Below are 24,270 nucleotides of genomic sequence, written 5' to 3' on the forward strand. Positions count from 1 at the left end.
GCACGCGACCACATCCGCGGGGCGCGCTCCGTCGGCGAGGCGACGTCATGATCCGGATACATGGGCTACCCCCCGCCTCACGGTGTCGCCGATGCCTGGCCGGCCCGGGGGTCGAACCGCTGTTCGTAGAGCCGGTCGCCGAACGACTGCGCAGCGGCTTCCAGCTTCACCCGTGACTTCGCGGCAAACGGCTGCCTCGACGACACGATGTCGCCCAGGTCGATGTTCTCGTAAGCCGCGATCACGTCCCTGCCCACCTGGTACATGCGGACATTACGCGCGGTGCAGGCATCGACCTGGCCACGAACGACATCCAGTTCCCTGGCCAGGCGCGCGCGCTCGGCTTCCGCCGTGCGCAGCGCCACCCCCGACGACTCCCTGTCGGCCTTGCCACGTTGCACGTCCGCCTCGGCCGCTTCGCGGCGCCGGCGCTCGTCGGCGAGGGCGCGGACGGCATCCGGTGACGGACCGGCCGGCCGCTGCGATGCCGCGTGCGCCACGTCGGCGCTATGCCTGGCCTCGTCGCGCTCTTTCTCCAGCGCCGCCTTCTGCACGGCCCACTGCGATTGCTGGGCCTGCAGGTCTTGCAGTTGCGTCCGGGTGTCGCGCAGCTGGTCGCGCAACCGGCTTTCCAGGCTGGCGGTCTGCGCGAACGCCGTGGGGCACACGGCGAGCAGCGCGAGGACGATGAGGGTTCGTTTCATGTCGTCTCCTCAGAACCGGGCATTCATTTCGAGCTGGAAGACATCGATCGACAGCGGCGGCCCGAACACTTCCCGGGCATTGAAGTAATGCAGGGTCAGCCATGCGTAGGTGGACACGCCGTAGCTGCCGCCGAGGATGAAGCCCTTGGCGTTGGTGCCGCCCAGGTGGAAGTCGGTGTCGGTCAGGCCATCGAGCACGGCGTCCGGTTGCAGGTACTTGTAGGCCAGGCTGACGTTCCAGTCGCCGGCGGCATGCGGATTCACGTCGCCCAGGGTGGCGCGCAGCATCCAGCCCACCGGGCCGCTCTTGTACGTCGCTTCGCTGACGTCACCGGCACCGAAGTTGTTCACCAGCCGGTTGACGCCCACGTCCGGCCGGAACGCGTCGCGACGGTGGTAGGCCAGGTTGCGCAGGTAATCCGCTTCCAGCCGCAGCGGCGTATCCGCCACCTTGGTGTCGAACTGGGTGGTGGCGTTGGCGACGTGGTAGTCGTAGACCAGGCCGGCGAACTGCGGCTGCGCATAGCGCGACGGCGAGGCCGGGTCCGGGACGATGTTGCGGATCAGGAACAGCGAGTTGCCCTTCTGCATGAAGGCCGAACGGGTGTCGTCCGTATCGCAGTAGTTCACGCCCAGGTAGATCGAGCACGGCGACGACAACTCGCCGCGCATGTGATCGAAGCGGTAATAGGCCAGGCCGAGTTTCCAGCGCGTATCCTCGCTGAACGACCAGGTGCCGCCGATCTGCGCGCCGGTCATCCACTTGTCGCGGCTGGCGTCCTTGGCCGGTCCGTTGGAGGGAAAGTCGTCGGCCTGGTATTCGATGGGGAACATGCCGACCGTGGCGAACGTGGTGACGTCATCGCTCACGGGTACGTCGAACCGGCCGGCCACACCGTCGAAGTTCAGGTCGTTCGAATACAGCAGGTCGGTGCTCATGAAGGGGTTGGGCATGCGCCCGCCGATGAACTGCGCCCACGCGGTCGGCCTCCAGGCCAGCCAGGCCTGGTCGAGCCACAGGTCCTTCTTGGCCAGGCCGCCACCCAGCGTCTGCGTCGTGGATACCGGGTTGTTGTCGTTACCCGTGCCGATGCGGATACCCGCGGTGACGCCCTGCCCCAGGTCCACGTTCACGCCCAGGCGCGCGCGGATGCGCAGCGAGTTGGTGCGGTTCTGCAGGGTGTTGAGCAAGGGCGGCAGGTTGCCGCTGTTGAGGTCGTACGGCCCGGTGCGGTTGAGCTGCGCGAAGTCGACCATCGTGGGCACGTTGCCCTTGTCGTAGTAATGGAACTCGTCGCGCACGCGCATGTCGCCGGTCCACTGGATGCGGTCCAGCCACTCCGGCAGCTTGCCGGGCTCGGCCCAGTGTTCCTGTTTGGCCTGGGCGACCACTTCCTGGCGCAGTTCATCCTTGATCTGGTTGCGCACCACCTCCGGCACATAGGTGACCCGAACCTGGCCCGGCGAGGCCGGCGCGGCATTCGCGGTACCGGCCAGTTTCTGCGCCTGGGCCGCCTCGGCGGCGGCCTGGGCGACGAGTCCGTCGGCATCGGACTGGGTCAGCACACCACGCTTCACCAGCAGGCGAACCAGGTTGATCGTGGCGTTGTCCGAGGGTGCGTTTTGCGCGTGCACCGAGCCTGCGAAGATCGCCAGGCCGATGGCGGCGGCCAGCATGGCGCGCGCGGGGCGATGGCGGGCCTTTCCGATGGTCATGCGAACTCTCCGGCTATCCAGGGTCGTGTCTTTCGAAGGGAAACAGGTGGCGTGGCTCATGCGGGGCGCTTCCCGCGAATGGCCACGCGCAGGGGAAAATGCAGCGACGACGGCGGCGCGACGTCGATGTGGGGCATCGTGCGCAGGGCGTCGAGCAACGCCTGGTCGGTGTCCGGGTTGCCGCTGGAGCCGACCAGTTCGGCGCGGGTGAGCTTGCCGTCGGCATCCAGCCAGATATCCGCGCGCACGTCGAAGGCCAGGCGGTTGACCCGGCCGTCGCGCTGCACGGCCTGCTGGATGGCGTAACCCAGGTACTGGTCGTAACTGCCCGTGCCGCTGCCGGTGCCGCCACCGGAACCGACCATGCCGCCACCGTCGCCCGCGCCGATGTTGAACGCGTCGGACCCGGCCTGTGCGTCGGCATTCATGGTGACGTTGCGGGCCACGTCGTTGCTCGGCTTGGGCGCGTCCACCGGCTTCTGCGGCACATCCTGCGGCTTGTCGACCGGCTTGATGTCTTCTTCCACCTTCTTCGGCTCCGGCGGTTTTTCCTTCGGCGGCGGGGGCGGTGGCGGCAGCGGCGTGATGGTGGCGATGCGCGGCGCTTCCCGGCGCACACCCACGGTGCTGCCGGCGAAATGCCAGATCAGCACGCCCAGCAGTGCGACCGCGATGGCACCGATCGCCGGACCGAGCCAGCGTCGTTGCCTGCGACGGGGGATGTCGTGTGGGCTCACGCGATCAACCCTTCGGTGCCTTGCCGGTGACCAGGCCGACCTGCGGCAGGTCCACGCGGCGCAGCAGGTCCAGGATGTCCATCACCTTCTGGTACTGGACCGTCGAGTCACCCTTGACCACCACCGGGAAATCCGGATTGAGCGCCTTGAGCGAGCGCAGGCGCTGCTCCAGTTCGGCGATCGTCACCGGATAGGCGTCGAGGAAGATCTGCCCGGTGTCGGAGATGGTGATCGCCTTGGTCTGCGGCTTGGCCATGCTCACCGCGGAGCTCGCCTTGGGCAGGTTGACCTTGATGCCCTGCACCGACGCGGTGGTCATGATGATGAAGATCACCAGCAGCACGTACGCCAGGTCGAGCATCGGCGTGATGTTGATGTCGTCGTACGGTTTGTCGTCGTCTTGGGCGCGCATGTCCGCTCCTCAGGCCGCGACGGCGGTCGGGTGGGTGCTGCGCTGCTGTTCCGCCAGGCGCGTCACGAACTCGTCGACGAACACCTGCATGTTCGCGGTGACGTTCTTGTTGCGGATCAGCAGGTAGTTGTAGCCGAACAGCGCCGGGATGGCGACGAACAGGCCGGCCACCGTGGCCAGCAGGGCCGCCGCGATGCCGGGGGCGATGGCGTTGACGTTGACGTCGCCTGCCGCGGCGATGGCGGCGAAGGTGATCATCACGCCGACCACCGTGCCGAGCAGCCCGAGGAAGGGGCCGCCGGAAATGGCGATGGTCAGCAGCACCATCGACTTGGCCAGGCGCTGGTTCTCGCGCACCAGCACCGAATCCATCGTGGCGCGGATGGCCTCGATGGATTCCGGCGCGATGTGGTCGCGGCCGTCCGCATCACGGCGTCCCCATACTTCGCCGGCGCCCACCTTGTACAGGCGATACAGCGACGATGCTTCCAGCCGGTCCGCGGCCGGATCGCGCGACAGCGCGAGGATGTTGCGACCCTGCTGGCGGAACGCGTCGAGGAAATCCTCGTTGGCGCGGCTGACCCGGTTCACGTAGGTGGCGCGCTGCCACATCACCACCCAGGACAGGACGGCCATGATCATCAGGATGCCGATGATGGACCAGGCATCCGCCGTCACCGACTTGACGATGATGCCGAAGTAGCCGAAGCCGACGCCCGCCTGCTTCTCGTCCGGGCCATAGGCCAGCAGCTTCGACTCCGCGCCCTGGGTCTGCGCGTCCACGGCGATCAGCGCGGCCGGACGGGCGATGCGCGAGATACGCACCTCGTCCATCATGCCGACGAACGGCACCAGTGTATCGGCCTGGCCGGCGACGTCGCCGCCGAGCGTGGCCGGGCCGCTCATCGCGGGCAGCCGGGCATCCAGCTTCGCGTACGGCTTGCCATCGACATACAGGGCGATGTCGTTGCCCGCGGCGGTCACCGCGACATGGGTCCAGGCACCGGCCTTGAGCGGCTCGCCGGCGGGGCTCACCGCGTCGCCCACCTGCACGAAGGGCACGCCCTTATCGAGGCCCACGAAGAACGTCTGCGCGCCCTGGCGGCGGGCGTAGAGCAGCGAACGACCCGCGGCCACGGCATCGACCTTGACCCAGGCGCTGACGGTGAAGGTGCCGCCGTCGGCGACGTTCATCGACACGCTGCCCGGCAACGTCACGACCTTGCTGCCGTCGAAGCGCGCGGCCTTGCCGATCACGCCGTCGACGGTGGGGATGTCGTTACCGGTGGCGTTGTTGGCGTATGCGGTGGCATCGCGCGGCGGCGTGCCGGCGGGTTCCTCGAAGTGATACACGGCCGCGTAATCGGCGTCGAACACGGCACCGGCCTTCTCGCCGCCCTGCGCCTTCGGGTTGCCGTAGTACATCCAGATCGGCTGCTGGGCGTCGGCCGCCAGCTGCGGCACGTCCACCCAGACCAGGGCCACGCCGAGCACCGGATCGAAGCTTTCGACCTGGTAGTTCAGCGGGGTCTTGTCGTCCGCGGCGACGAAACGCACGTCGGCACCGCTTTCGGAGACACCGTCGAAGGTGAAGTTGCCGGAATGCAGCCGGACCAGCAGCGGCACGCGGCCGACGGCGGTGGTGAGGTTGCCGCCCTTGGGCGTGCTGTCGATGGTGATGGCCTTGCGGAAGGCGAAATCCTGGTTCCACCAGGAGGTGTCGGCATGCGCGGCCGGCACCAGCGCCAGGAACAGCAGGCCGGTCAGGATGAGAAGTCGTTTCACGGTGATGTCCCCTGGATGCGTGGACCCGACCCGAAGGTCAGAGGTCCGCCTTGAGCGAAAAATGGATGCGGGTGTCGTGGGCGCGCGTGGCCTGCCCGTCGTTGAACGGATAGGCCACCTCGAACGCACCGGTGGCGATGTTGAAGATCTGGAAACGCGTGCCGAGGCCCACGCTGGAGAGGTCGTAACTCTTGACCGTCTTGCTGCCGGCCTCGGGGCGGGACGGATCGACCAGCGACGGCAAGGCGTTCATCAGGGCCAGGTGCGCGCCGTCGAGGAAGGCATGGAAGCGCCAGTCGTTCACCCATGCGCCCAGGTGTGCGGCGATCGACGGTGAGCGGAACTCGATGGCGCCGATGGCGCCGCGGTCCGCGGTTTGTTCGGCTTCCAGGTAACCGCGCACGGTGCTCTCGCCACCGGCGGCGTATTGCTCGCTGGAAATCAGCGACGAAGTCGACACCTGCGCGCCGAGGCGGCCAAACAGGCTGAACCCGTTGTCGAGGACGTACGTACGGCTGGTGTCGGCCTTCACGTAGAAAAAGTTCTGCCGCGCGCGGTAGCGCTGGTAGTCGAACTCGGCCGAACTGCTGCTGCCGGCGCGAAAGCCCGCCGTGGCGCTCAGCGAGATCGTCTGCACCGTCTTCTCGTCCACCGACTGGCCCTGGTAACCGGCGGTCAACGGGATATAGGTGATCGGCGCCTTCGAGGTGGCACCGCCCAGGGTGATGTTCTGGTCGAAGTGCTTGCGATTGACCGCCAGCGACAGCGACTGGCTGTACGACCCGTGGGCCGGCAAGCTACGCAGGAGCGTGAAGCCGAAAGCGTTGCCCTTGCCGAGCACGGTGGTGCCACCGACGGCATTGGCGTTGCTGTTGGACTTGTAACCGGAGGCCAGCACGCTCCAGTCGCTGTCCAGCGGGATCAGGTAGGAACCGGCCCAGACTTCCGCCGCATTGCGATGCTGCGGGGCGACGATATAGGTGAGCGAGGCCGCATGGCCTGCCTGGAACAGGTTGTCGTCGCGGACGCTGGCAACGGTGCGCAGTTCCGGCGTGTTGACGCTGTGGTCGTTGTTGACCTCGAGGCTGGCGTGCAGCGGCGAGGCATCGGTGACCTTCAGCGTCACGTCCATCGTCTGCGGCAGCTTGCCGGGCGTCAGTACGGGCACCACCTGCGCGCCACTGCGCCGGTTCACGTCCGTGAGCTGCTGCTGGGCCCGGGTAAAGTCGGGTACGTCCCCTTCATGCAGCGCCGGCACCGCGTCGCGGATGTCCTTCGGCGAGCGATACGTCGCGCCTTCCACGCGCACGCGGCCTATCGTGTTCTCGGTGACCTGGAAGCGGATGATCCCGCCCTTGACCTGCTGCGGCGGCAGGTCCACCACGACCGACTGGTAGCCGTGCGCCTGGTAGGCCTTCTGCAAGGCATCGCGGGCCGCGCTCACGTCGTTCATCGATTTGCCGGGACCGAGAAACGGATAGACCGCCGTCTCGATATCCAGCGCAGGCAAGGTCGTGTTGCCGTCGACCACATACTCGTTGACGTCGAACGCGGTCGGCGCATCCTGGGCCGACGCGTTCACGGCGAGGCCGAGCGCAAGCGCCAACGCAAGCGCGTGGCGTGACGTCGTGGCACGACTCATGCGTTCACCCGTATTACTCGTGTAGCCACGCGGACTGTCCCCTGTCGTTCCGTTTGTCCCCTAGACGCGGAAACACGGGTGGCACTGAACCGCTGTCACGAAAGATTCATGGTGCGGGCGATCGCCGCGGGCGGGCGTGCTCAGCTGAGCAGCACCCATCCCCCCGGAAGATGCGTGGCGTGGGCGCCATACGCGTCCTGGATCAGGGTCGTCACGTCGGCCATCTGGGCGAGGGTGAAACGCGCATGCACGCGGCGCTCGGCGAGGGCACGATCGGTAATCACGATGCGACCGGGGCGGTAGCGGTTGATGTCGGCCACGACGTCGGCCAGCCGCTGGTTGTCGTAGATGAGCACACGACGGCGCCACGCCAGCGCGGTATCGGCGTTCACCGCGACCGGGGCGGACAGGCCGTTCGCATCCACGTCCACCTGCTGCGACGGCTTGACCCGCGTCGTCGTCGATGCCCAGGTCAGTTCGGTCTGCCCGTCCAGGCAGGTGACGCTGGTCGCCGCCTCGTGGCAGCGTAAGGCGAATGCGCTGCCCGGTGCCGAGGCCAGCGTGGCATCGGCCACCTGCACCACGAACGGCGCGCGGCGGCTCGGGTCGATGTGCACCACCGCCTCGCCCGCACGCAGCCGCATGCCGGTGACCCGGCGGCCCTCGGTAAGCAGGTGGATATCGCTGGCCGTGTTCATTTCCACCAGGACGCCTGGCGCCACGTCGACCCGGCGCTGCTCGCCCACGGCGGTGTGCAAGGTGGAGGCATCGGCGGCGGCGATCAGGTCGAGTCCCGGACGTCCGATGAGGACGGCGGCCACCGACGCGGCGACGGCCGCAGTGAGGAAACGCCTTCGGTCCATGCGCAGGCCGTGGCGCGGGGCGACCCGATCCCCGCGTGACGCGCCCGCGCGGTGTTCGGCGATCGCCGGCCCCAGGTGCTCCCACAGGCGCCGCGTGCGTGCGAAGGCCTCAGCATGCCGTTCGTCGGCCATGCACCAGCGCCGGAACGCCTCACCGTCCTCGCGGGTCGCCGTTCCCGAGGTGAGGTGGAGCAGCCAGGCGTGTGCCTCGCGGTCGCTGCGTTGCAGGAGAAGGGTGTCCATATCGGTCAAGACGATTCGCCCGCACCGGGACCGAACCGCTGGAACGATTTTCGTCCCACTTTTGTGGCGCAGGTCTCAAGCGCCTTCTTCAGTTCCTTGCCTACCATGCGCACGGATATGCCATGCCGCGCGGCGATGTCCGCCTGGGGTTGTTCGTCGACACGGGCCGCGATGAGGATGTCGCGCTGGCGACGGGTCAACGTGTCCAGGGCCTCGGACAGCGCCAGCACCTCCTGCCGCGACGACAGCACCGCGGAGGGGTCCAGGCCATCGTGGACGCCGTTGATCAGGTCGTCCACCTCGTCACCCGTGAGCAGGCGCCCCGACGCACGATGATGATCGGCCGCCATGTTGAGGGCCATGCGGAACAGGTAGCCGGTGGGATGCCGGGCACGTTCCTCGTTCGGGTCGAGCCGGCGCACGCGCAGGTAGGTCTCCTGCAGCACGTCGTCGACCAGGTCGTCCGAGCGCAGTCGGCGACGCAGGCGACGGCGGAAGTCCTCGTAATTGTCGAGGAACAGGCCGAGCATCGACGTATCCACGGTCAATCCTCCCCCGCGCGGACGCCGCGGCAGGGTTCGTTCGACGCGGGGGAAGGCACGAGCAGCACGGTCACCGGGCTCATGCCGGACAACCGGGGCGGTAGACGCACCGAGCGCACCGCGGCCAGTACCCGGCGATCTCGCGCGGGATCGTCGGAAGGCGCGAGCGCGGATGCCCGTTCCACGGTCCCGGAGCCGTCGATCCACAGCTGCAAGGCGAGGCGGAAGCCACCCGGGCGGGTGTCGTGCCTTGCGCACAAGGCCTGGGCGATGCTCGCCTGGATCAGGAAGGCATCGCCCTGGCCGAGCGAGGGCGAGCCGTCCCGTGCCATCGCGGGCGCATCGGGCACCCCAGGCGTCGGGGCTGTCGCGTCGGCGGTCACGGTGAAGGCATTCGTCGATGAGAAACGTGCACCCAGGCCGGTGCCCAGCAGGAGGATACGTAACGCATCGTGCGGGCTCGCCGTCCCGTGCACACCCCGACTGAGGCGGCCCGCGACCAGCGCGTCGTCGAACAGCACGGCAATGCCGCTCTGTTCGCCGAAGGCGCGCAGGGCACTGGCGAGGGACTGTTCGTCGATGTCGAAGCGCGCTGACGCATGCGTTTCTGCCGTCCCCTGGGGTGATTCGGACGGCCTGCCCACCTGCGCGACCGCACCGGACGACGCGAGCAGGACCATGCACGCGACGAGCGCGAAAACGCTGCGTGCCAAGGTCATTCCTCGCGCTCTGGCGGACGGGACGGAAGCTCGTCTTCGGGCCGAAGGCTAGGCGCGCGAAATGACAGTCAGGCTCCGTTTCGATGACAGGCGCGATGACACGACCATGACAGCGAGGGAATGACGTTTACCCGCGAGAACTTGCGTGTTATCCATCACCGGATATCGCGGGGAAGAGAACGATGCATATTCGGCATGGCGGACTGAAAGGCGTCGAAGCGAACGCCCCGAAGCGATGTGTTGTTGCCATCGCGTTGTGCATCGCTGCGCTGGACGGCGGCTGGTGCAGCGCACAGACCGTGGCCGACCACGGGGCGGTCGTCACGTTGCCCGGCGTCAATGCGTCAGCCGATGCTCCGGGTTGCGCCGAGGCCAACGGCGCGGGCATCGCGGCGCTTTCGTTCGAGTGCCTGAACCGCGCCGTCGCCCCCACGAACACGCCCGCCCTACCGGTGCAGCAAGGTACCGACGTCGGCCATCGCGCCACCAACCAGCTAGGCCTCTACAACGCCGCCGCCCTGGGACACCGCATGGGACCGAACCTCGGAACCTCGGTGCAACCCTACCGGCCGCGGCTTGCCTACCCTACCCCGCTGGTGCCCGCGCACTAGCGCAGCGCGGGACTATCCATGGTGCCTCTACGGATGCAGAGGCACGGTCACCGTCGGCTCGCCGTTACCGGTCCGGGTCGTTCCCGACGTGGGCGTATCACCCCGATACGGGCGCAGCGATTCGAACTTGCGCTGGTATTCGTCCGTCACCTGCTTGGCTTCGTCGCCATTGGTGATGACGCGCGGCGTGATCAGCACGATCAGCTCGGTGCGGTTGCGGCTGCGCGTGGTGGAGCCAAACAGACGGCCGAAGACGGGAATGCGATTCAGGCCGGGAATGCCGGTGTCGGTCACGCCCTCGTCCTGCTTGATCAGGCCACCCAGCAACACCGTCTGCCCGCTCTGTACGGCCACCTGGGTGGCCACCTCGCGCTGCTGGATCGGGAAGTTGCCCGTGGCGGTGTCCTTCTGGCCGGGCGCGCTCACCACCTGGTTGATGTTGAGGTACACCAGGCCACCGGGATTCACGCGCGGACGCACGTTGAGGATCACGCCGGTGTCCTTGTACTCCAGCTGGCCGATGGTGTTATCGGAGTTGGCGTTGGTGTTGATATAGGTCTGCGTGATGGGAATCTGGTCGCCGACCTGGATATGCGCCTTCTGGTTGTTCAGCACCACCAGCGACGGCGCGGACAGCGTCTTGGTGTTGCCGCTGGTTTCCATCGCACGAAGTGCCACGGAGATATTGTTGTTGACGAAGGAGTAGAAGAAACTCTCGCCGCCGTAGCTGGCGCCACCGTTGCCCAGCGCCCACTGCTGCTTGTTGCCCGGCTGCGTGGGCTGGCCGTTGGTCGACCCGACCAGGCCTTCCAGGTACCACTGCACGCCGAACTGGAACTCGCCGGTCAGCGCCACCTCGAGGATGCGCGTCTCGATCTGCACCTGCAGCGGCACGGCGTCCAGGCGCTTGATCGCCTGCTCGATCTCGGCCCACTGGGCCGGACGGCAACGGACCATCAGCTGGTTGTTCGAATCCACCGAGGTGATCCGCACGCCGTCATCCGTGGTGATCGGCCCGTTGCGCTGGCGGCGCGACGACGTGTTGTCGTCGTCGCCGAGGCCGCTGCCGCCGCCCGAACCCATCGAACTGCCGCCGCCGAAGCTGGAGCCGCCATTCGATCCATACGAGCCGCCGCCCAGTCCGCCGGTGGTGTTGATCAGGCCCGACGAGCCCGACGACGAACCCGAGCTGTTGCCGAACGAGCCGGTGTTGCTGCCCAGGCCCGAGCCGCCGCGGTTGCCCAGGTCGTTATCTCCCCCGCCCAGCGAGCCGGAGGTCAGGCCGGGGCCCACCTTGCCGCCGCGGTCGCTCGAACCGCCCCCACCGGAGCCGCCGCCGTAGATGTCGGAAAGGTAATCGGCCAGATCGGAGGCCTGCACGTTGCGCACGTCGTAGACATACAGCTGCGGCTCGTTGCCGCCGCCGTGGTCGATGCGGTCGATCCAGCTGCGGACTTCCTCGAGGTACGCCGGCTGCGGGCTGATCACCACCAGCGAGTTGGTCCGCTCGATCGGGATGAAGCGCAGCAGGCCGGCCATGGGCGTGTTGCCCTTGTCGCCGAACAGCTTGTCGAGCATGGGCGTGAGGTCCTTGACCTCCGCGCGTTGCAGGCTGAACACGCCCACCGACATGCCGCGCAGCCAGTCCACGTCGAACGTGGCCACGGTGCGCTGGTAGTTGTCCAACTCGGAAGGCGTGCCGGCCATGACGATGACATTGCGCGTCGGATCGGCCAGCAACGTGGCGTCCGGCCGCGCGAACGGCTTGATCAGCTTCTGCATCTCGGTAGCCGAGATGTAGTGCAGCGGGAACAGCCGCGCCTGCAGGCCGCCGGCCGGCGCGTTGGCGCCCAGGCTGGGCACGAGGTTGCCGGCCACGGCGTCCTTCGCGGGCACCACCACGTAACGGCCGTTGCTGTGCACCAGCGCGTTGTTGGTCCAGGACAGCAGCGTTTCCAGGATCGGCAGCGCCTGCTCGGCCGTCACCGGCTGCGAGGTGGAGAAGGACACGTTGCCCTGCACGCCCGGGGTGATCGAGTAGTTCTCGTGCAGCAGGTCGCCCAGGATGGCCTTGACCACCGCCTCCACCGGCTGGTTCTCGAAATTGAAAGTGACCGTACCCGTGCCCGCGGCGACCGGCCGGGGTTTGGCCAGGCCCACCGGGCGGACGAACTGGCCCGTGCCGGTGGTGATCTGCGGCTGGGTGCTGGCCGGCGAGGAAGGATTGTTCGACGGCGCGATGCGCGGCCGCGGGGCAGGCAGTTCCGTACCGGCCATGGCTTCGCGCTGCAACGATCCATCATCACGCGGTTGCGGCAGCGACTGGCATCCGGCAAGTGCGACCGCGAGCGCCGTGGCGCCGATCAGGGGACTTTTGAGCATGGAACAACGTACTCCCTCGTTGGACGCGGCACGATACACCGACCCCTGGTGTTCGCCTATTTCGCTAACTCTAAAGGGAGCCTCACACAAAGCGCCAGCCTTACGCGCCGTTGCGGCACCCCCGGGCGCCCCTCGGCTATGATGGCCGGCGAACCGGCGGCGGGTCCGACCGGATGGACTGGACACGCATGAACCAGGTGAAGTCGCCTTCCCGCGACAAACGCGTCGCCACCGCCGACGAGGCGCTGGCCGGCCTCGTGGCCGATGGACAGATCATCGCCGTGGGGGGCTTCGGCCTCTGTGGCATCCCCGAGCTGCTGATCCAGGCGCTGCGCGATTCCGGCGTCAAGGGCCTCACCGCCGTATCCAACAACGCGGGCATCGACGGCGTCGGCCTGGGCCTTCTGCTGGAAACCCGCCAGATCCGCAAGATGGTCTCGTCCTACGTGGGCGAGAACAAGGAATTCGAGCGCCAGTACCTCGCCGGCGAGCTGGAAGTCGATTTCACGCCGCAGGGCACGCTGGCCGAGAAGCTGCGCGCCGGTGGCGCGGGCATCCCCGCCTTCTTCACCCGCACCGGTTACGGCACGCAGGTGGCCGAGGGCAAGGAAACCCGCGAGTTCGACGGCCACATGTACGTGATGGAACGCTCCATCGTGGCCGACGTGGCCCTGGTCAAGGCGTGGAAGGCCGACCCCTCGGGCAACCTTGTCTATCGCAAGACCGCGCGCAACTTCAACCCGATGGCCGCCACGGCGGGCAAGGTGTGCGTCGCCGAGGTCGAGATCATGGTCGAGGTGGGCGAGCTGGACCCGGACCAGATCCACACGCCCGGCATCTACGTCGATCGCATCGTGCACAATCCCGCGCCGTCCAAGCGCATCGAACAGCGCACCGTGCGCGCCTGAGGAGAACACCATGGCCTGGACCCGTGAACAGATGGCGCAACGCGCCGCCCTGGAGCTCTCCGACGGCGACTACGTCAACCTAGGCATCGGCTTGCCCACGCTCGTGGCCAACCACCTGCCCGACGGCGTGGACGTGTGGCTGCAGTCCGAAAACGGCCTGCTCGGCATCGGCCCCTTCCCCACCGAGGACGAAGTGGACGCCGACCTCATCAACGCCGGCAAGCAGACCGTTACCGCCCGCCAGGGCGCGTCGTTCTTCTCCAGCGCCGACTCCTTCGCCATGATCCGCGGCGGCCACGTGGACATTTCCATCCTCGGCGCCATGCAGGTCACCGCCAGCGGAGACATCGCCAACTGGATGGTGCCCGGCAAGATGGTCAAGGGCATGGGCGGCGCGATGGACCTGGTGGCCGGCGTCAAGCGCGTGGTGGTGGTCATGGAGCACACCGCGAAGGACGGCACCCCGAAGATCCTGACCGAATGCAGCCTGCCCCTCACCGGCAAGGGCGTGGTCGACCGCATCATCACCGACCTGGCCGTGTTCGACGTCACGCCCCAGGGCCTGGTGCTGATCGAGATGGCCCCGGACGTGGACGAAGCACACCTGCGCGCCAGCACCGCCTGCGATTTTGCACGGGCCGGCTGACGGGCCGTGAGGCGTGATGGGCGGTGAGGGGGATCGCGCACGTGCGTGCACTCCTACACACCAGGTTGTCACATCATCGCGATCCCGTAGGAGCGCACGATGTGCGCGATTCTGCGGTGCGCGATTCTGCCGTGCGCGATTCCACCGTGCGCACAATGACCGGACACCGGAAATAAAGTCGCCCCGGAGCAAACGCCTCGGTATGGGCCTCGGGGGGGGAGGTAGGCCAGATACCGGTAGTTAGCGTCGCTGCGGGGCGAGGGACCTGCCGACCCAGGGGGAGGGTTGGTGGCAGGTCGAGGCGAAGCATAGATTTCCTAGGAAATTCTCGCCAATATATCTTTCAGCGATCACTTATACGAAATGCGACTATGTTTGATCTTCGGCAATTGCGCTACTTCGTCGAAGTGGCGGAAACCCTGAGCTTCACCCAGGCCGCGCAACGACTGCATATTTCGCAGCCGCCGCTGTCGCAGCAGATCCAGTCCCTGGAGTCGGACCTGGGCGTCCGACTGCTCGACCGGAACCGTCGTCGCGTGGCGCTGACCGAGCCGGGGCGCCTGTTCCTCATCGAGGCCAAGGCGATCCTGGCCCGTGCCGAAAGCGCGCGTACCGTGGTCAGCGAGGCGGCCGCGGGGTTCACGGGCCAGCTGAAACTCGCCTACGCCGTTTCCGTGTCCTTCCACCCCGCCCTGCCCGAGACCCTGCTGCGCTTCTCCCACGAAGCGCCCAACGTCAGCCTGCACCTGGGCGAGATGCTGACCGGCGCGCAATACGATGCGCTGCTCAGCGGACAGATCGACGTCGGCCTGCTTCGCGCCCATCCCGAAGGCGTGGCGAACGCGCGCCAGCTGAACGTCGAGACGATCGACCACGAGCCCTTGGTCATTGCCCTGCCCGTCGATCATCGTCTCGCCCGGCGGGACGCGGTACGCATGGAAGAACTGGCGATGGAGCGGTGGGTGGCCCCGCCGAGGGCGCACGCCGCAACCCTGATCGACCGGCTCAGCCTGCTGGCCGACAAGGCACGCTTCCGTCCCAATATCCGCCAGGAGGCCCAGCAGATCCCGTCCCTGCTGCCGTTGGTGGCCGCGGGCCTGGGCCTCGCGCTGGTGCCCGCGTCGCTGCGGGCGGTGCACCTGGATGGTGTCGCCTTCGTGCGCGTGGACGATCCAGAAGCCTACCTGTTGCTTGCGGTGGCCTCGCGCGTGGACAATACCTCGCCCGTGCTGGACAGTTTCCTGCGTACGGTCCGCCAGGCACGCGTCAAGCTCGGCCTCGCCTGAAAAGCGAATCTTTCCCAGCGCTTGCGTAACGGGAGGCGGATGGCTACAATTCCGTTTTTCCTTGTCCTTAAAGTTTCAGGAGCTGGCCGTGAAGGTGCTTTCCTCTTTGAAGTCCGCGAAGTCGCGTCACCGTGACTGCAAAGTCGTACGCCGTCGCGGCAAAGTGTTCGTGATCTGCAAGAGCAACCCCCGTTTCAAGGCTCGTCAGCGCTAATCGGCTGCGACGGGTTCAGAAAAAAGACCGCGAAAGCGGTCTTTTTTTTGTTTGGGTGGGCATTCTGGATTCGCGCACGTGCGTGCGCTCCTACGCACCTGCCTGAATCGCGGTACCCCTGTAGGAGCCCACGATGTGGGCGATTTACGCCCCCTATTCCGACCTACGCCCCCTATTCCGACCTACGCCCCAGATTCCGACCTACGCCCCAGACTCGGTAAGGTACGGCGAATCCGGAATGTCACCGGTGTCACCCATGAAGACGCCGTTGCGGCCGGCGCGCTTGGCACGATAGAGCGCGGCGTCGGCCACCACCAGAAGGCGGTGCAGTTCGTAGCCGCACTGCAGCGTGGAGCCCACACCGAAGCTGGCGGTGACCTGCAGTTCCGGATGCGAGGGCGTGGCCGAGGTGGCGGCGATGGACAGGCGCAACTGCTCGGCGCGGGCGCGGGCCTGCGCGGGACTGCAGTCCGGCAGCAGCACGGCGAACTCCTCGCCGCCCAGCCGACCGAACACGTCGCACGCGTGCAACGATCGACGGCACACGTTCACCGCGCGCTTGAGCACCTCGTCGCCCACCGCGTGGCCGAAGGTGTCGTTGACGTTCTTGAAGTGGTCCAGATCGAACAGGATCAGGCACAGCCCACGATCGGATCGCGCCCCATAAGCCAGCACGCGCTCGGCCTGCTCGACGAAGTGCTCGCGGTTGCAGATGCCGGTGAGCCCGTCGCGACGCGCCAGCTTCATGAAGCGCAGCTGCGAACGCCGCAGCCACAGCACCAGCCAGACGATGGCCACCAGGGCCAGCCCGAGGATGAAGATGTACAGGCGGCCGGTCTCGACCTGCTGGCGGTCCAGTGCGCCGCTCAGGCGAAGGATCTCGTTCTGCTTGTTCAGTGCGTCGACGTCCGCCTTGCGTGCCAGCAACTGCTGGTCGACGATCTGGAAGGCCAGGCTGCGTGCGCCGATGTCGTCCAGATACGCCTTGTCCGCCGCCATGTACTGCTCGTGGTACGCCAGCGCCTGCGGCGCGTGCCCCAGTCGTTCCTCGACCTGGTACAGCACCAGGTAACCCGTGCGCCGCGGATCGGTGAACTCGTCGCGGATGGCGCCGGCAACCGCCAGCAGACCGAAACGTCGCGCATTGGCCAGATCGCCCAGGGCAAGATAGGCGCGGGCCAGGTACGCATCGAACTCGCTCAGCAACTGCGGGTAATCCAGCGCCCGCAAGTTGTCGCGATGCGCGACCAGCAGCGCCACGGCATCGGCGGCGCGGCCATGGTCGAGATAGAACGCCGCGATATCCGCGCGCATGCTCTCGGCGAAGACGTCCTCGTGCCGGGCGGTGCAGGTGCCGATGGCCTGCTCGAACACCGGCTCGATCGACGACAGCCGATTGGCTTCGCGCCGCGCCCGCAACAGGTGCTGGGCGCCCTTGCAGATCGTCTCGCCCGGTGGCGGCTGCGCCATCATCTCGCGGGCATACGCCTCGGCCTGGTCGAACTGGCCCGCCGTGCTGAGCAGCTGAGACGCCTCGCCCAGTGCCTGGAAACGCGCCTTGCGATCGCGCACGGAAGGCAGCAGCTCCTGCAGTTCGGCCAGCCGTTGAAAGGCTTCCTGGTAGCGGTGCCCGACGCCGAGAAGATTGATCAGGGTGGCGAGGGCCCGCACGCGCAGCACCGAATTCACCGACGGATCGATGACTTTTTCCAGCTCGCCGCGGCCGGCTTCGTAATCGCCCAGCCAGGTCGCGCGCCAACCGCGCAGGAAATGCAGCATCCCGCGCTGGTCGTTATCCAGCCGCGGCTCCATCGGCGTCATGGCATCGACCAGCCGCGAATAGCGGGCGAAGTCGGTGATCTTCAGCGCGTCGGCTTCGCGCAGCGTATCGTCGATGGCGCCCGGCGACAGGGCCTCGCCCGAACCGGACACGGCGGCGTTGGCATCAATGCCGGCACCCGCCGCGGAAGCCGCTGTACACACCCCGGCCATCGTCATGCCGAGCACGAACAGGGCCGCGATCCAGCGCTGGCCGAATGCGCCCATCAGATCAGGACAACGGGTCGGGACGGATCAGCGGGGAACGGCGAGGCTTGCCTTCGCCCTCGTCGCCATCCTCGTCGTCCTCGTCATCGAGCGGCTGGTCGTTCTCGTGATCGGGGTGCACCGGCATCTGGCTGGAAAACCAGATGCCCTGCCCGCCCATGGCCGCGCGCAGGGCGTCCGCGTCACGTGCCGCCAGGGGCTCGCGAACGGCGTTCTCGACATCGATGTCCCCCATGGCCTTCGCCAGCGACTCCGCCGACGCATACCTCAGCGACGCGTCGCCCCCGACGCGCGCCAGCCAGTCCACTACAGTGCCCATCTTCGTCCCTTGGGCGCAGAGGCCGTACCCCTGGCCGATGTCGCGCCTCCCCTCGAGGCGCCGTGGGCGGATCATATCCGTAAGGGCTTTCAGGTTGAAGTAGGCCAACTGGCCGGGTGATCGCCACCCGGCCCTGCCTCAGAGCAAGGCAGCGGCTTTCTGCAAGGCGATCCACACGCCGATCAGGAACGGGATGCCGACCGCCAGCCAGGCGAGCACGCCGGTGATACCAAAGGCGCCACGCGCGGCGGCCGTCGCGCTCGCGTCGGTGGTCCGGAGCTCGTGCTGCAAGGCCCGCTCGCGTTGCAGCTCGGCCTCGCTCATGTGCAGGCGGGGATCGACCGGGCGTACCAGCAGGTTGCAAACCAGCCCCACCAGCAGCAGGCCCGCCAGCAGGTAAAGGGTGCGGTCGTACACCAGGTTCTTCGCGACGCCCGCGCCCAGCTGGGCTTCGCGGATGCCGGCGATCAGCACCGGACCGGCGACGCCCGCCACCGACCATGCCGTCAGCAGTCGCCCATGGATGGCGCCGACCATCTGCGTGCCGAAGATGTCCGCCAGGTACGCGGGCACCGTGGCGAACCCGCCGCCGTACATCGACAGGATCACGCACACGGTCAGCACGAACAGCGCGGCCAGCCCCCTGTGCCCGAGCATCGGCAGCAGGCAGTAAAGAACGATGCCGAGGATGAAGAACACGCAGTAGGTGGTCTTGCGGCCAAGCACATCGGAGGCCGATGCCCACCCCAGGCGACCCAGCGAATTGAACAGGCTGATGAGGCCGACCAGCCCCGCCGCGGCGGCGGCCAGCGAGGCCTTCTGCGCCGCACTGAGCGCCGTACCCGGATCGACACCGAGCAGACGTCCGCCGAACACGTCCTGCAGCATGGGGCTGGCCATGGAGATGACGCCGATGCCGGCGGTGACGTTCATGCACAGCACACCCCAGATCAGCCAGAACTGTGGCGTCTTCCAAGCGCGGTCGAGATGGACATGCCCGTGGCTGATCATCGGTGCCTTAGCCACCACCGGTGCATAACCGGCGGGTTTCCAGCCACTGGGCGCGACACGGAAACCGAAGGCTCCCAGGCTCATCACCACGAAATACAGCACCCCCATGGCGATAAGCGTGTTCGCCACGCCGGCCACGTCGCCGACCTTCAACACATCCATCAGCTTCACCGCGATCGGCGCGCCGATCATCGCGCCGCCGCCGTAGCCCATGATGGCGAAGCCGGTGGCCAGTCCGCGGCGGTCCGGAAACCACTTGATCAACGTCGATACCGGCGTGATGTAGCCGAGCCCCTGCCCGATACCGCCGAGCAGGCCACAGCCGAGGTAGACCAGCCACAGCTGGTGGATGGCGACGCCGATGCCGCCCAGCACCAGGCCACCGCCCCAGCAGCATGCGGCGATGAAGCCCGCCTTGCGCGGTCCGGCATGTTCCAGCCAGCCGCCCCAGATCGCCGCCGCCAGGCCGAGCATGGCGATGAAGGTCTCGAAGATGTGGTTGACCGAGGGCACCGTCCAATTGCAGGTGGTCGTGGTCAGCTGGTCGAGGAAACCCTGGCTCGCGCACAGGGCGGCATCGGCGCCGGGTACCAGCTTCGTCATCGGCAGCCAGAACACGGAAAACCCGTAGGCCATGCCGATGCACAGGTGAATGGCCAGTGCCGCGGGGGGCACCAGCCAGCGATTGAATCCCGGACCCGCGATCGTGCGTTCCCGTGCCAGCAAGCCTGCCGCCATGTGATGTCCCCTGCCTGAGAAAGGGTCGTGCCCCGGATCGCATCTTAGGCAGATCGACGGGCAATGCCACCCTACGTTGGTATGACGGCGCGCGTTGACGTATCGATGTGCGGTCGCAATAATCTGCGATTCATCCGGGCCAGCCAGATCGCCACGCCCTCCCCTCTCGTGAGGACCTCTGGTGCCCCTTCCTTCCCGGCTGCTCGCTGCCGCCCCGCTTCTTTTCCCGTCGCTCGCCTGGGCCGACGATTCCCGCCCGCCGCAGACGCTCGACAAGGTGGTGGTCACCGCCTCGCGCACCGACCAGGACGCGCATACGGCACCGCAGACGGTCGTGGTGATCGGCCGCGAAACCATCGAGCAACAGCTACGGCTCAGCAGCAACACCTCCGATGTGCTGTCGAACCTGATTCCTTCGTACACCCCGAGCCGCGGCAAGATGAACGGCAGTGGCGAGACCCTGCGAGGGCGCACGCCGTTGATCCTCGTCGACGGCATTCCGCAGTCCAACCCGCTGCGCCCCACCGGTCGCGAAGCGCACACCATCGATTACGCGATGGTGGAGCGCATCGAGGTGATCCAGGGTGCGAACGCCATGAACGGCCTGGGTGCCACGGGCGGCACGATCAACCTGATCACACGTCGTCCGGAACCCGGCGCCGTGAACCAGCACCTGGGCGTGCAGACGACCATCCCGACAAGCAGCGCCAACAGCGAAACGGCCGGTTACCGCGCGGATTACCGCATCAGCGGCAACCGCGGCCGCTGGGATTACCTGCTGGGTGCCGGGTACGAAGACCAGGGCTTGTGGCGCGACGGCAACGGCAAAGCCATCGGTACCGACGTGACGCAGGGCGACCTCATGGCCACGCGCGCGTACGACCTGCACGCGAAGCTCGGTTACTGGATCGACGACAACCAGGAACTGCAATTCAGCACCAACCGCTACCGCATCACGTCCAAGGCCGAGTACGTCACGGTGCCGGGCGATCGCGACGCCGGCGTTCCCACGACGTCCGCGCGCGGCACACCGCCGGGCACGCCACCGTGGAACGACGTCTGGACGACCGGACTCAGCTACACCCATCACGACCTGGCCGGCATGGAACTGAAGGCCATGGTCTTCAACCAGCGATTCGAAGGCCTGTTCGGCGCCGACAACTCATCCACGTTTCAGGACCCACGCATCGCGCCGGTCGGCACGCTTTACGACCAGTCGCGCTCCGTGGCGTCGAAATGGGGATCGAAGACCAGCCTGGGTCGGGGCGACCTGTTCGACGACCACCTGAAGCTGACCGCCGGCATCGACACGCTGTGGGACAGCGGCAAGCAGGACCTGTACGGCACCGGCCGCACCTATGTGCCGGAGTCCTCGTTCCGCAGCCTGGCGGGATTCGCCCAGGCCGACGTCAAGCTGCTTCCGGCACTGACCCTGCAGGGCGGGTGGCGCCATGAGGACTCGCGGCTGCGCATCGACAGCTACCGGACCCTCTACCGCTACAACCGCGTGAACGTGCAGGGCGGCTCGCTGTCGTTCAAGCAGAACCTGTTCAACGCGGGCCTGGTCTACGCACCGAGCGACACGTTCAACGTGTACACCAGCTACGCCGAAGGCTTCGGCATGCCCGATGTGGGCCGCGTGCTGCGCTCGATCAACACCGTCGGCACCTCGGTGGCCGACCTGCGCGCGCTGCAACCGGTGCTCACCCGCAACACCGAGCTCGGTGCGCGCCTGCGCACGCCCGACTGGGAAGCCGATGTCAGCGTGTTCCAGTCACGTTCGGCCTACGGCACACGCGTGATCGCCGTGGACGGCGCCTTCCAGATGGCGCGCGAGAAGACCGCTATCGAGGGCCTCGATGCCGCGCTGCGCTATCGCGTCGACGACACGCATCGTCTGGGCGTGTCGTATGCCTGGACGCGTGGCCGGTACGACAGCGATGGCGACGGACGCCTGGACGCACGCCTGGATGGCCTCAACATCGCACCCAACCGGGTCATCGCCACCTGGTCGGCACAGTGGACGCCCCAGCTGTCGACCTTCGTCCAGGGCCAGTACGCGTTCGACCGGCACTTCGACGAAGCCGCCAAGGATTTCAGCGGCTACGCGCTGTTCGACCTGGGCGTGGACTATGTCCTGCCCCGCGGCCGCCTGAACCTCGGCGTGGCGAACCTGTTCGACCGCCAATACATCACTTATTACTCCCAGAGTGCCCTGGTCGAACCGGCCCGCTACTTCGCGGGACGGGGCCGCACCCTCACCGTCGGTTACAGCCTGGATTTCTGACCGATGCTGAAAAACGTGCTCTTCCAGCTCCACTGGTTCCTGGGCATCACCGCCGGCAGCGTGCTCGCGATCATGGGCATCACCGGTGCGACGCTGGCCTTCCAGGACGAGATCCTGCGGAGCATGAATCCGTCGCTCGAGCACGTCGTCCATCGGCACGAAGCCGGCGAGCACGCGCTGCCCCTCACCGAGATCGTGGCGCGCGTCGGTGAAGGCGAGACACGAGCGTTGCAACGCGTGCGCATGGACGCCACGGGCATACGCCCCTCCGTCGCCCGTTACGAAGGCGGCCGGACGCACTGGCGCTACTTCGATCCGTACACCGGACAGCGGCTGGCGGAACTGAAGGGCGAGCCGTTCTTCGAGTTCGTGGAGAACCTGCACCGGCGACTGGCCGCGGGCGACACCGGCCGCGCGGTCACCGGCGCATGCGCGATCACGCTGGTGTTCTTCTGTCTCTCGGGACTTTACCTGCGCTGGCCACGGCGCTGGCGCAGCCTGCACACCTGGTTCGCCATAGCTTGGCGTCGCGACGGACGCAGCTTCCTGTGGAGCCTGCATTCGGTCGTCGGCACCTGGGTGATGGTGGTCTATCTCGTGATCGCCCTGACCGGCCTCTGGTGGTCGTACAGCTGGTACCGCACCGCCGTGACCGCCCTGCTGGGCGGCACCGCCGAGCGAGTGGCAGGCGCACCGAAGCAGCGCTTCGGCACCCTCGATCTCGCACGCCTGCAGGCCGGCCTGGCGCAGACCGTACCCGGGCTCGACGGCGGCTACCTCGACCTGCGCTTGCCGGGGAAGCCGGGCCAGTCGGCGAGTGCACGCGTACAGGTGGGCGACGGCCAACACGACCGCGCCTACGACAGCCTCGAACTGGACCCGGCCACGGGCGCCGTGCTCTCGCACGAGACGTACGCGGACATGCCCGCTGGCCGCAAGGTGCTGGCCAGCCTCTTCGCGCTGCACTCGGGCAGCTTCTTCGGGCTGCCCGGCCGCGTGATCGTCATGATCTCGGCGGGCGGCATGTCGCTGTTCTTCGTGACCGGCTGGATGCTTTACCTCGACCGCCGGCGGAAGAAACGGGAGGCGCGTGCGTCGCGCCTGCAACTCGAACCTGTCGCCCATCCCGACCTGCACGATGGACGTCCATGGTTGATCGCCTTCGCCAGCCAGAGCGGCTTCGCCGAACAGCTGGCCTGGCGCACCGCCGGGCAACTGCAGGCCGCGGGCCTGCCGGTGCAGGTGCACCCGGTGGCGCGCGTGGACAGCGGCATGCTCGCGGAGGCGCGCCAGGCCTTGTTCGTCCTCAGCACTTTCGGCGAGGGCGAGGCACCGGACGCGGCGCGTGCCTTCGAGCGTAAGACGCTCACCCGCGCCAACCACCTACCCGACCTGGCCTATGCGGTGCTCGCGCTCGGCGATCGGCAGTACGCGCAGTTCTGCGGCTTTGCGCGTCGCGTGGAAAGCTGGCTCGAGGGCATCGGCGCGACCGCGCTTTTTCCCACGGTGGACGTGGACCGTGCCGATCCGCAGGCCCTGGCTACCTGGCAACACCATCTCGCCAGCGTCACCGGCAACCCCATCGGCGCGCCACGGGTGGAAACGCCCGCCATGCAGGACTGGGTACTCGGCGGTCGGACACGGCTCAATCCCGGATCGGCCGCCGGCGAGGTGTGGAAGGTGAGCCTCCTGCCGCCCGCCGGCGCACACTGGCGGGCCGGCGATATCCTCGAGGTTCATCCCGGGCACGGGCCTGCACCGCTCCAGGCACCGTCGCTACCCGTGGCTCACGCGCAACCCATGCTGCTCGATGACCCGGCACATCCCCCCGCCCATGAGCCGCCACCGATCCGCGACTATTCCATCGCGTCGATCGCCGCCGATGGCGCCGTCGAGCTTGTCGTCCGCCTGACCACCGCGCCGGAAGGCGGCTACGGCCTCGGCTCCGGGTGGCTGTGCGTACACGCCCCACCCGGCCTGCCCATCAAGGCCCGCGTGCGCAACAACGACAACTTCCACCGCCACGCACCCACGGCGCCGATGATCCTGATAGGCAACGGCACGGGCATCGCCGGCCTGCGCAGCCTGCTGCGCGAAGCGAAGGCAGAAGGCTCGCACGGTCACTGGCTGATCTACGGCGAACGTACGCGCCGGCACGACCACCTATTCGCGGACGAGCTGGACGCATGGAAAGCGGAGGGGTACCTGGCCCGGATCGACCTCGCGTTCTCGCGCGACCAAGCCGAACGCGTGTATGTCCAGCACAAGCTTCTGGCCGCCAGCGACGAACTCATCGTATGGATGGCGCGCGGCGCAACCCTCTACGTGTGCGGCTCCGTCGTCGGCATGGCATCCGGCGTCGATGCGGCGCTGCGCGGCATCCTGGGTGAGGATGCCGTGGATGACCTGGTGGCCGGGGGGCGGTATCGGCGGGATGTCTATTGAGCCGCTGCGCGATC

General features: G+C 67.4%; 20 protein-coding genes. 7 read left to right on the forward strand and 13 right to left on the reverse strand.

The annotated features are described in order from the left end of the window. Positions 1 to 77: 77 nt before the first annotated feature. The 9 genes from FA89_RS15805 to FA89_RS15845 form a co-directional block, all read right to left on the reverse strand. Positions 78 to 704 (reverse strand): hypothetical protein, encoded by a 627-nt coding sequence (locus FA89_RS15805; RefSeq protein ID WP_036142024.1) that lies wholly within the window; start codon positions 702 to 704, stop codon positions 78 to 80. Positions 705 to 713: 9 nt separating this feature from the next. Continuing rightward, positions 714 to 2,420, reverse strand: a complete 1,707-nt coding sequence (locus FA89_RS15810; protein WP_185754414.1) for a putative porin — start codon at positions 2,418 to 2,420, stop codon at positions 714 to 716. Positions 2,421 to 2,476: 56 nt separating this feature from the next. Further along, positions 2,477 to 3,157 carry an energy transducer TonB family protein gene (locus FA89_RS15815; protein ID WP_051938866.1) on the reverse strand — a complete coding sequence of 227 codons (681 nt, stop codon included), beginning with the start codon at positions 3,155 to 3,157 and terminating at the stop codon, positions 2,477 to 2,479. 4 nt (positions 3,158 to 3,161) lie between these two features. Beyond that, positions 3,162 to 3,569: an ExbD/TolR family protein gene (locus FA89_RS15820; RefSeq protein ID WP_036142026.1), complete on the reverse strand. Its 408-nt coding sequence runs from the start codon at positions 3,567 to 3,569 to the stop codon at positions 3,162 to 3,164. 9 nt (positions 3,570 to 3,578) lie between these two features. Next, entirely contained in the window at positions 3,579 to 5,354 is a 1,776-nt protein-coding gene (locus FA89_RS15825; RefSeq protein ID WP_036142028.1) for a DUF2341 domain-containing protein, read from the reverse strand. Between the two features lie 37 nt (positions 5,355 to 5,391). Next, positions 5,392 to 6,996, reverse strand: a complete 1,605-nt coding sequence (locus FA89_RS15830) for a ShlB/FhaC/HecB family hemolysin secretion/activation protein (protein WP_036142031.1) — start codon at positions 6,994 to 6,996, stop codon at positions 5,392 to 5,394. A 140-nt stretch (positions 6,997 to 7,136) separates the two neighbouring features. Next, complete coding sequence (locus FA89_RS15835) at positions 7,137 to 8,102, reverse strand: FecR family protein (RefSeq protein ID WP_036142034.1); 966 nt, start codon at positions 8,100 to 8,102, stop codon at positions 7,137 to 7,139. 5 nt (positions 8,103 to 8,107) lie between these two features. Then, the gene (locus FA89_RS15840) at positions 8,108 to 8,644 is read right to left on the reverse strand and encodes an RNA polymerase sigma factor (protein WP_240003917.1); all 537 of its coding nucleotides are present in this window, start codon (positions 8,642 to 8,644) and stop codon (positions 8,108 to 8,110) included. Positions 8,645 to 8,646: 2 nt separating this feature from the next. Next, positions 8,647 to 9,357, reverse strand: coding sequence for a secretin and TonB N-terminal domain-containing protein (locus FA89_RS15845; protein WP_185754416.1), 711 nt, complete (start codon positions 9,355 to 9,357; stop codon positions 8,647 to 8,649). 188 nt (positions 9,358 to 9,545) lie between these two features. Here FA89_RS15845 and FA89_RS15850 point away from each other — a divergent pair, with 188 nt between their 5' ends. After that, entirely contained in the window at positions 9,546 to 9,974 is a 429-nt protein-coding gene (locus FA89_RS15850) for a hypothetical protein (RefSeq protein ID WP_036142037.1), read from the forward strand. A 27-nt stretch (positions 9,975 to 10,001) separates the two neighbouring features. On the opposite strand, the gene gspD is transcribed toward FA89_RS15850, so the two are convergent. Continuing rightward, entirely contained in the window at positions 10,002 to 12,356 is a 2,355-nt protein-coding gene (gene gspD, locus FA89_RS15855) for a type II secretion system secretin GspD (RefSeq protein ID WP_081916679.1), read from the reverse strand. A gap of 188 nt (positions 12,357 to 12,544) precedes the next feature. Here gspD and FA89_RS15860 point away from each other — a divergent pair, with 188 nt between their 5' ends. From FA89_RS15860 to ykgO, 4 genes are all read left to right on the forward strand, one after another. Continuing rightward, a complete protein-coding gene (locus FA89_RS15860) occupies positions 12,545 to 13,264 on the forward strand; it encodes a CoA transferase subunit A (RefSeq protein ID WP_036142040.1) in 720 nt (239 codons plus the stop codon). Positions 13,265 to 13,274: 10 nt separating this feature from the next. After that, a complete protein-coding gene (locus tag FA89_RS15865; RefSeq protein WP_036142043.1) occupies positions 13,275 to 13,910 on the forward strand; it encodes a 3-oxoacid CoA-transferase subunit B in 636 nt (211 codons plus the stop codon). A 371-nt stretch (positions 13,911 to 14,281) separates the two neighbouring features. Then, positions 14,282 to 15,196, forward strand: coding sequence for a LysR family transcriptional regulator (locus FA89_RS15870; protein WP_036142046.1), 915 nt, complete (start codon positions 14,282 to 14,284; stop codon positions 15,194 to 15,196). An 88-nt stretch (positions 15,197 to 15,284) separates the two neighbouring features. Next, positions 15,285 to 15,410: a type B 50S ribosomal protein L36 gene (gene ykgO, locus FA89_RS19885; protein WP_029213509.1), complete on the forward strand. Its 126-nt coding sequence runs from the start codon at positions 15,285 to 15,287 to the stop codon at positions 15,408 to 15,410. A 201-nt stretch (positions 15,411 to 15,611) separates the two neighbouring features. On the opposite strand, the gene FA89_RS15875 is transcribed toward ykgO, so the two are convergent. From FA89_RS15875 to FA89_RS15885, 3 genes are all read right to left on the reverse strand, one after another. Further along, a complete protein-coding gene (locus FA89_RS15875; protein ID WP_051938868.1) occupies positions 15,612 to 17,456 on the reverse strand; it encodes a GGDEF domain-containing protein in 1,845 nt (614 codons plus the stop codon). Between the two features lie 4 nt (positions 17,457 to 17,460). Continuing rightward, positions 17,461 to 17,775: a hypothetical protein gene (locus tag FA89_RS15880; protein WP_036142048.1), complete on the reverse strand. Its 315-nt coding sequence runs from the start codon at positions 17,773 to 17,775 to the stop codon at positions 17,461 to 17,463. Between the two features lie 138 nt (positions 17,776 to 17,913). Beyond that, positions 17,914 to 19,524, reverse strand: coding sequence for an OFA family MFS transporter (locus FA89_RS15885; RefSeq protein ID WP_036142051.1), 1,611 nt, complete (start codon positions 19,522 to 19,524; stop codon positions 17,914 to 17,916). A gap of 181 nt (positions 19,525 to 19,705) precedes the next feature. Between FA89_RS15885 and FA89_RS15890 the strand changes: the two genes are divergently transcribed. Together FA89_RS15890 and FA89_RS15895 are read left to right on the forward strand one after the other, a co-directional pair. Further along, a complete protein-coding gene (locus tag FA89_RS15890) occupies positions 19,706 to 21,811 on the forward strand; it encodes a TonB-dependent receptor (RefSeq protein WP_036142054.1) in 2,106 nt (701 codons plus the stop codon). A gap of 3 nt (positions 21,812 to 21,814) precedes the next feature. After that, positions 21,815 to 24,256: a PepSY domain-containing protein gene (locus tag FA89_RS15895; protein WP_036142058.1), complete on the forward strand. Its 2,442-nt coding sequence runs from the start codon at positions 21,815 to 21,817 to the stop codon at positions 24,254 to 24,256. The last annotated feature ends 14 nt before the right edge of the window (positions 24,257 to 24,270 follow it).

Source organism: Luteibacter sp. 9135, assembly GCF_000745005.1.
In the GTDB taxonomy this organism is placed as follows: Bacteria; Pseudomonadota; Gammaproteobacteria; order Xanthomonadales; family Rhodanobacteraceae; genus Luteibacter.

What these genes read in the sequence shown, in the direction of transcription:
- FA89_RS15885 (WP_036142051.1), bottom strand. Translation starts at nt 19,524, where the DNA reads ATGGCGGCAGGCTTGCTGGCACGGGAACGCACGATCGCGGGTCCGGGA.
- FA89_RS15850 (WP_036142037.1), top strand. Translation starts at nt 9,546, where the DNA reads ATGCATATTCGGCATGGCGGACTGAAAGGCGTCGAAGCGAACGCCCCG.
- FA89_RS15810 (WP_185754414.1), bottom strand. Translation starts at nt 2,420, where the DNA reads ATGACCATCGGAAAGGCCCGCCATCGCCCCGCGCGCGCCATGCTGGCC.
- FA89_RS15895 (WP_036142058.1), top strand. Translation starts at nt 21,815, where the DNA reads ATGCTGAAAAACGTGCTCTTCCAGCTCCACTGGTTCCTGGGCATCACC.
- FA89_RS15820 (WP_036142026.1), bottom strand. Translation starts at nt 3,569, where the DNA reads ATGCGCGCCCAAGACGACGACAAACCGTACGACGACATCAACATCACG.
- FA89_RS15860 (WP_036142040.1), top strand. Translation starts at nt 12,545, where the DNA reads ATGAACCAGGTGAAGTCGCCTTCCCGCGACAAACGCGTCGCCACCGCC.
- gspD (WP_081916679.1), bottom strand. Translation starts at nt 12,356, where the DNA reads ATGCTCAAAAGTCCCCTGATCGGCGCCACGGCGCTCGCGGTCGCACTT.
- FA89_RS15875 (WP_051938868.1), bottom strand. Translation starts at nt 17,456, where the DNA reads ATGGGCGCATTCGGCCAGCGCTGGATCGCGGCCCTGTTCGTGCTCGGC.
- FA89_RS15830 (WP_036142031.1), bottom strand. Translation starts at nt 6,996, where the DNA reads ATGAGTCGTGCCACGACGTCACGCCACGCGCTTGCGTTGGCGCTTGCG.
- FA89_RS15880 (WP_036142048.1), bottom strand. Translation starts at nt 17,775, where the DNA reads ATGGGCACTGTAGTGGACTGGCTGGCGCGCGTCGGGGGCGACGCGTCG.
- FA89_RS15835 (WP_036142034.1), bottom strand. Translation starts at nt 8,102, where the DNA reads ATGGACACCCTTCTCCTGCAACGCAGCGACCGCGAGGCACACGCCTGG.
- FA89_RS15805 (WP_036142024.1), bottom strand. Translation starts at nt 704, where the DNA reads ATGAAACGAACCCTCATCGTCCTCGCGCTGCTCGCCGTGTGCCCCACG.
- FA89_RS15865 (WP_036142043.1), top strand. Translation starts at nt 13,275, where the DNA reads ATGGCCTGGACCCGTGAACAGATGGCGCAACGCGCCGCCCTGGAGCTC.
- FA89_RS15870 (WP_036142046.1), top strand. Translation starts at nt 14,282, where the DNA reads ATGTTTGATCTTCGGCAATTGCGCTACTTCGTCGAAGTGGCGGAAACC.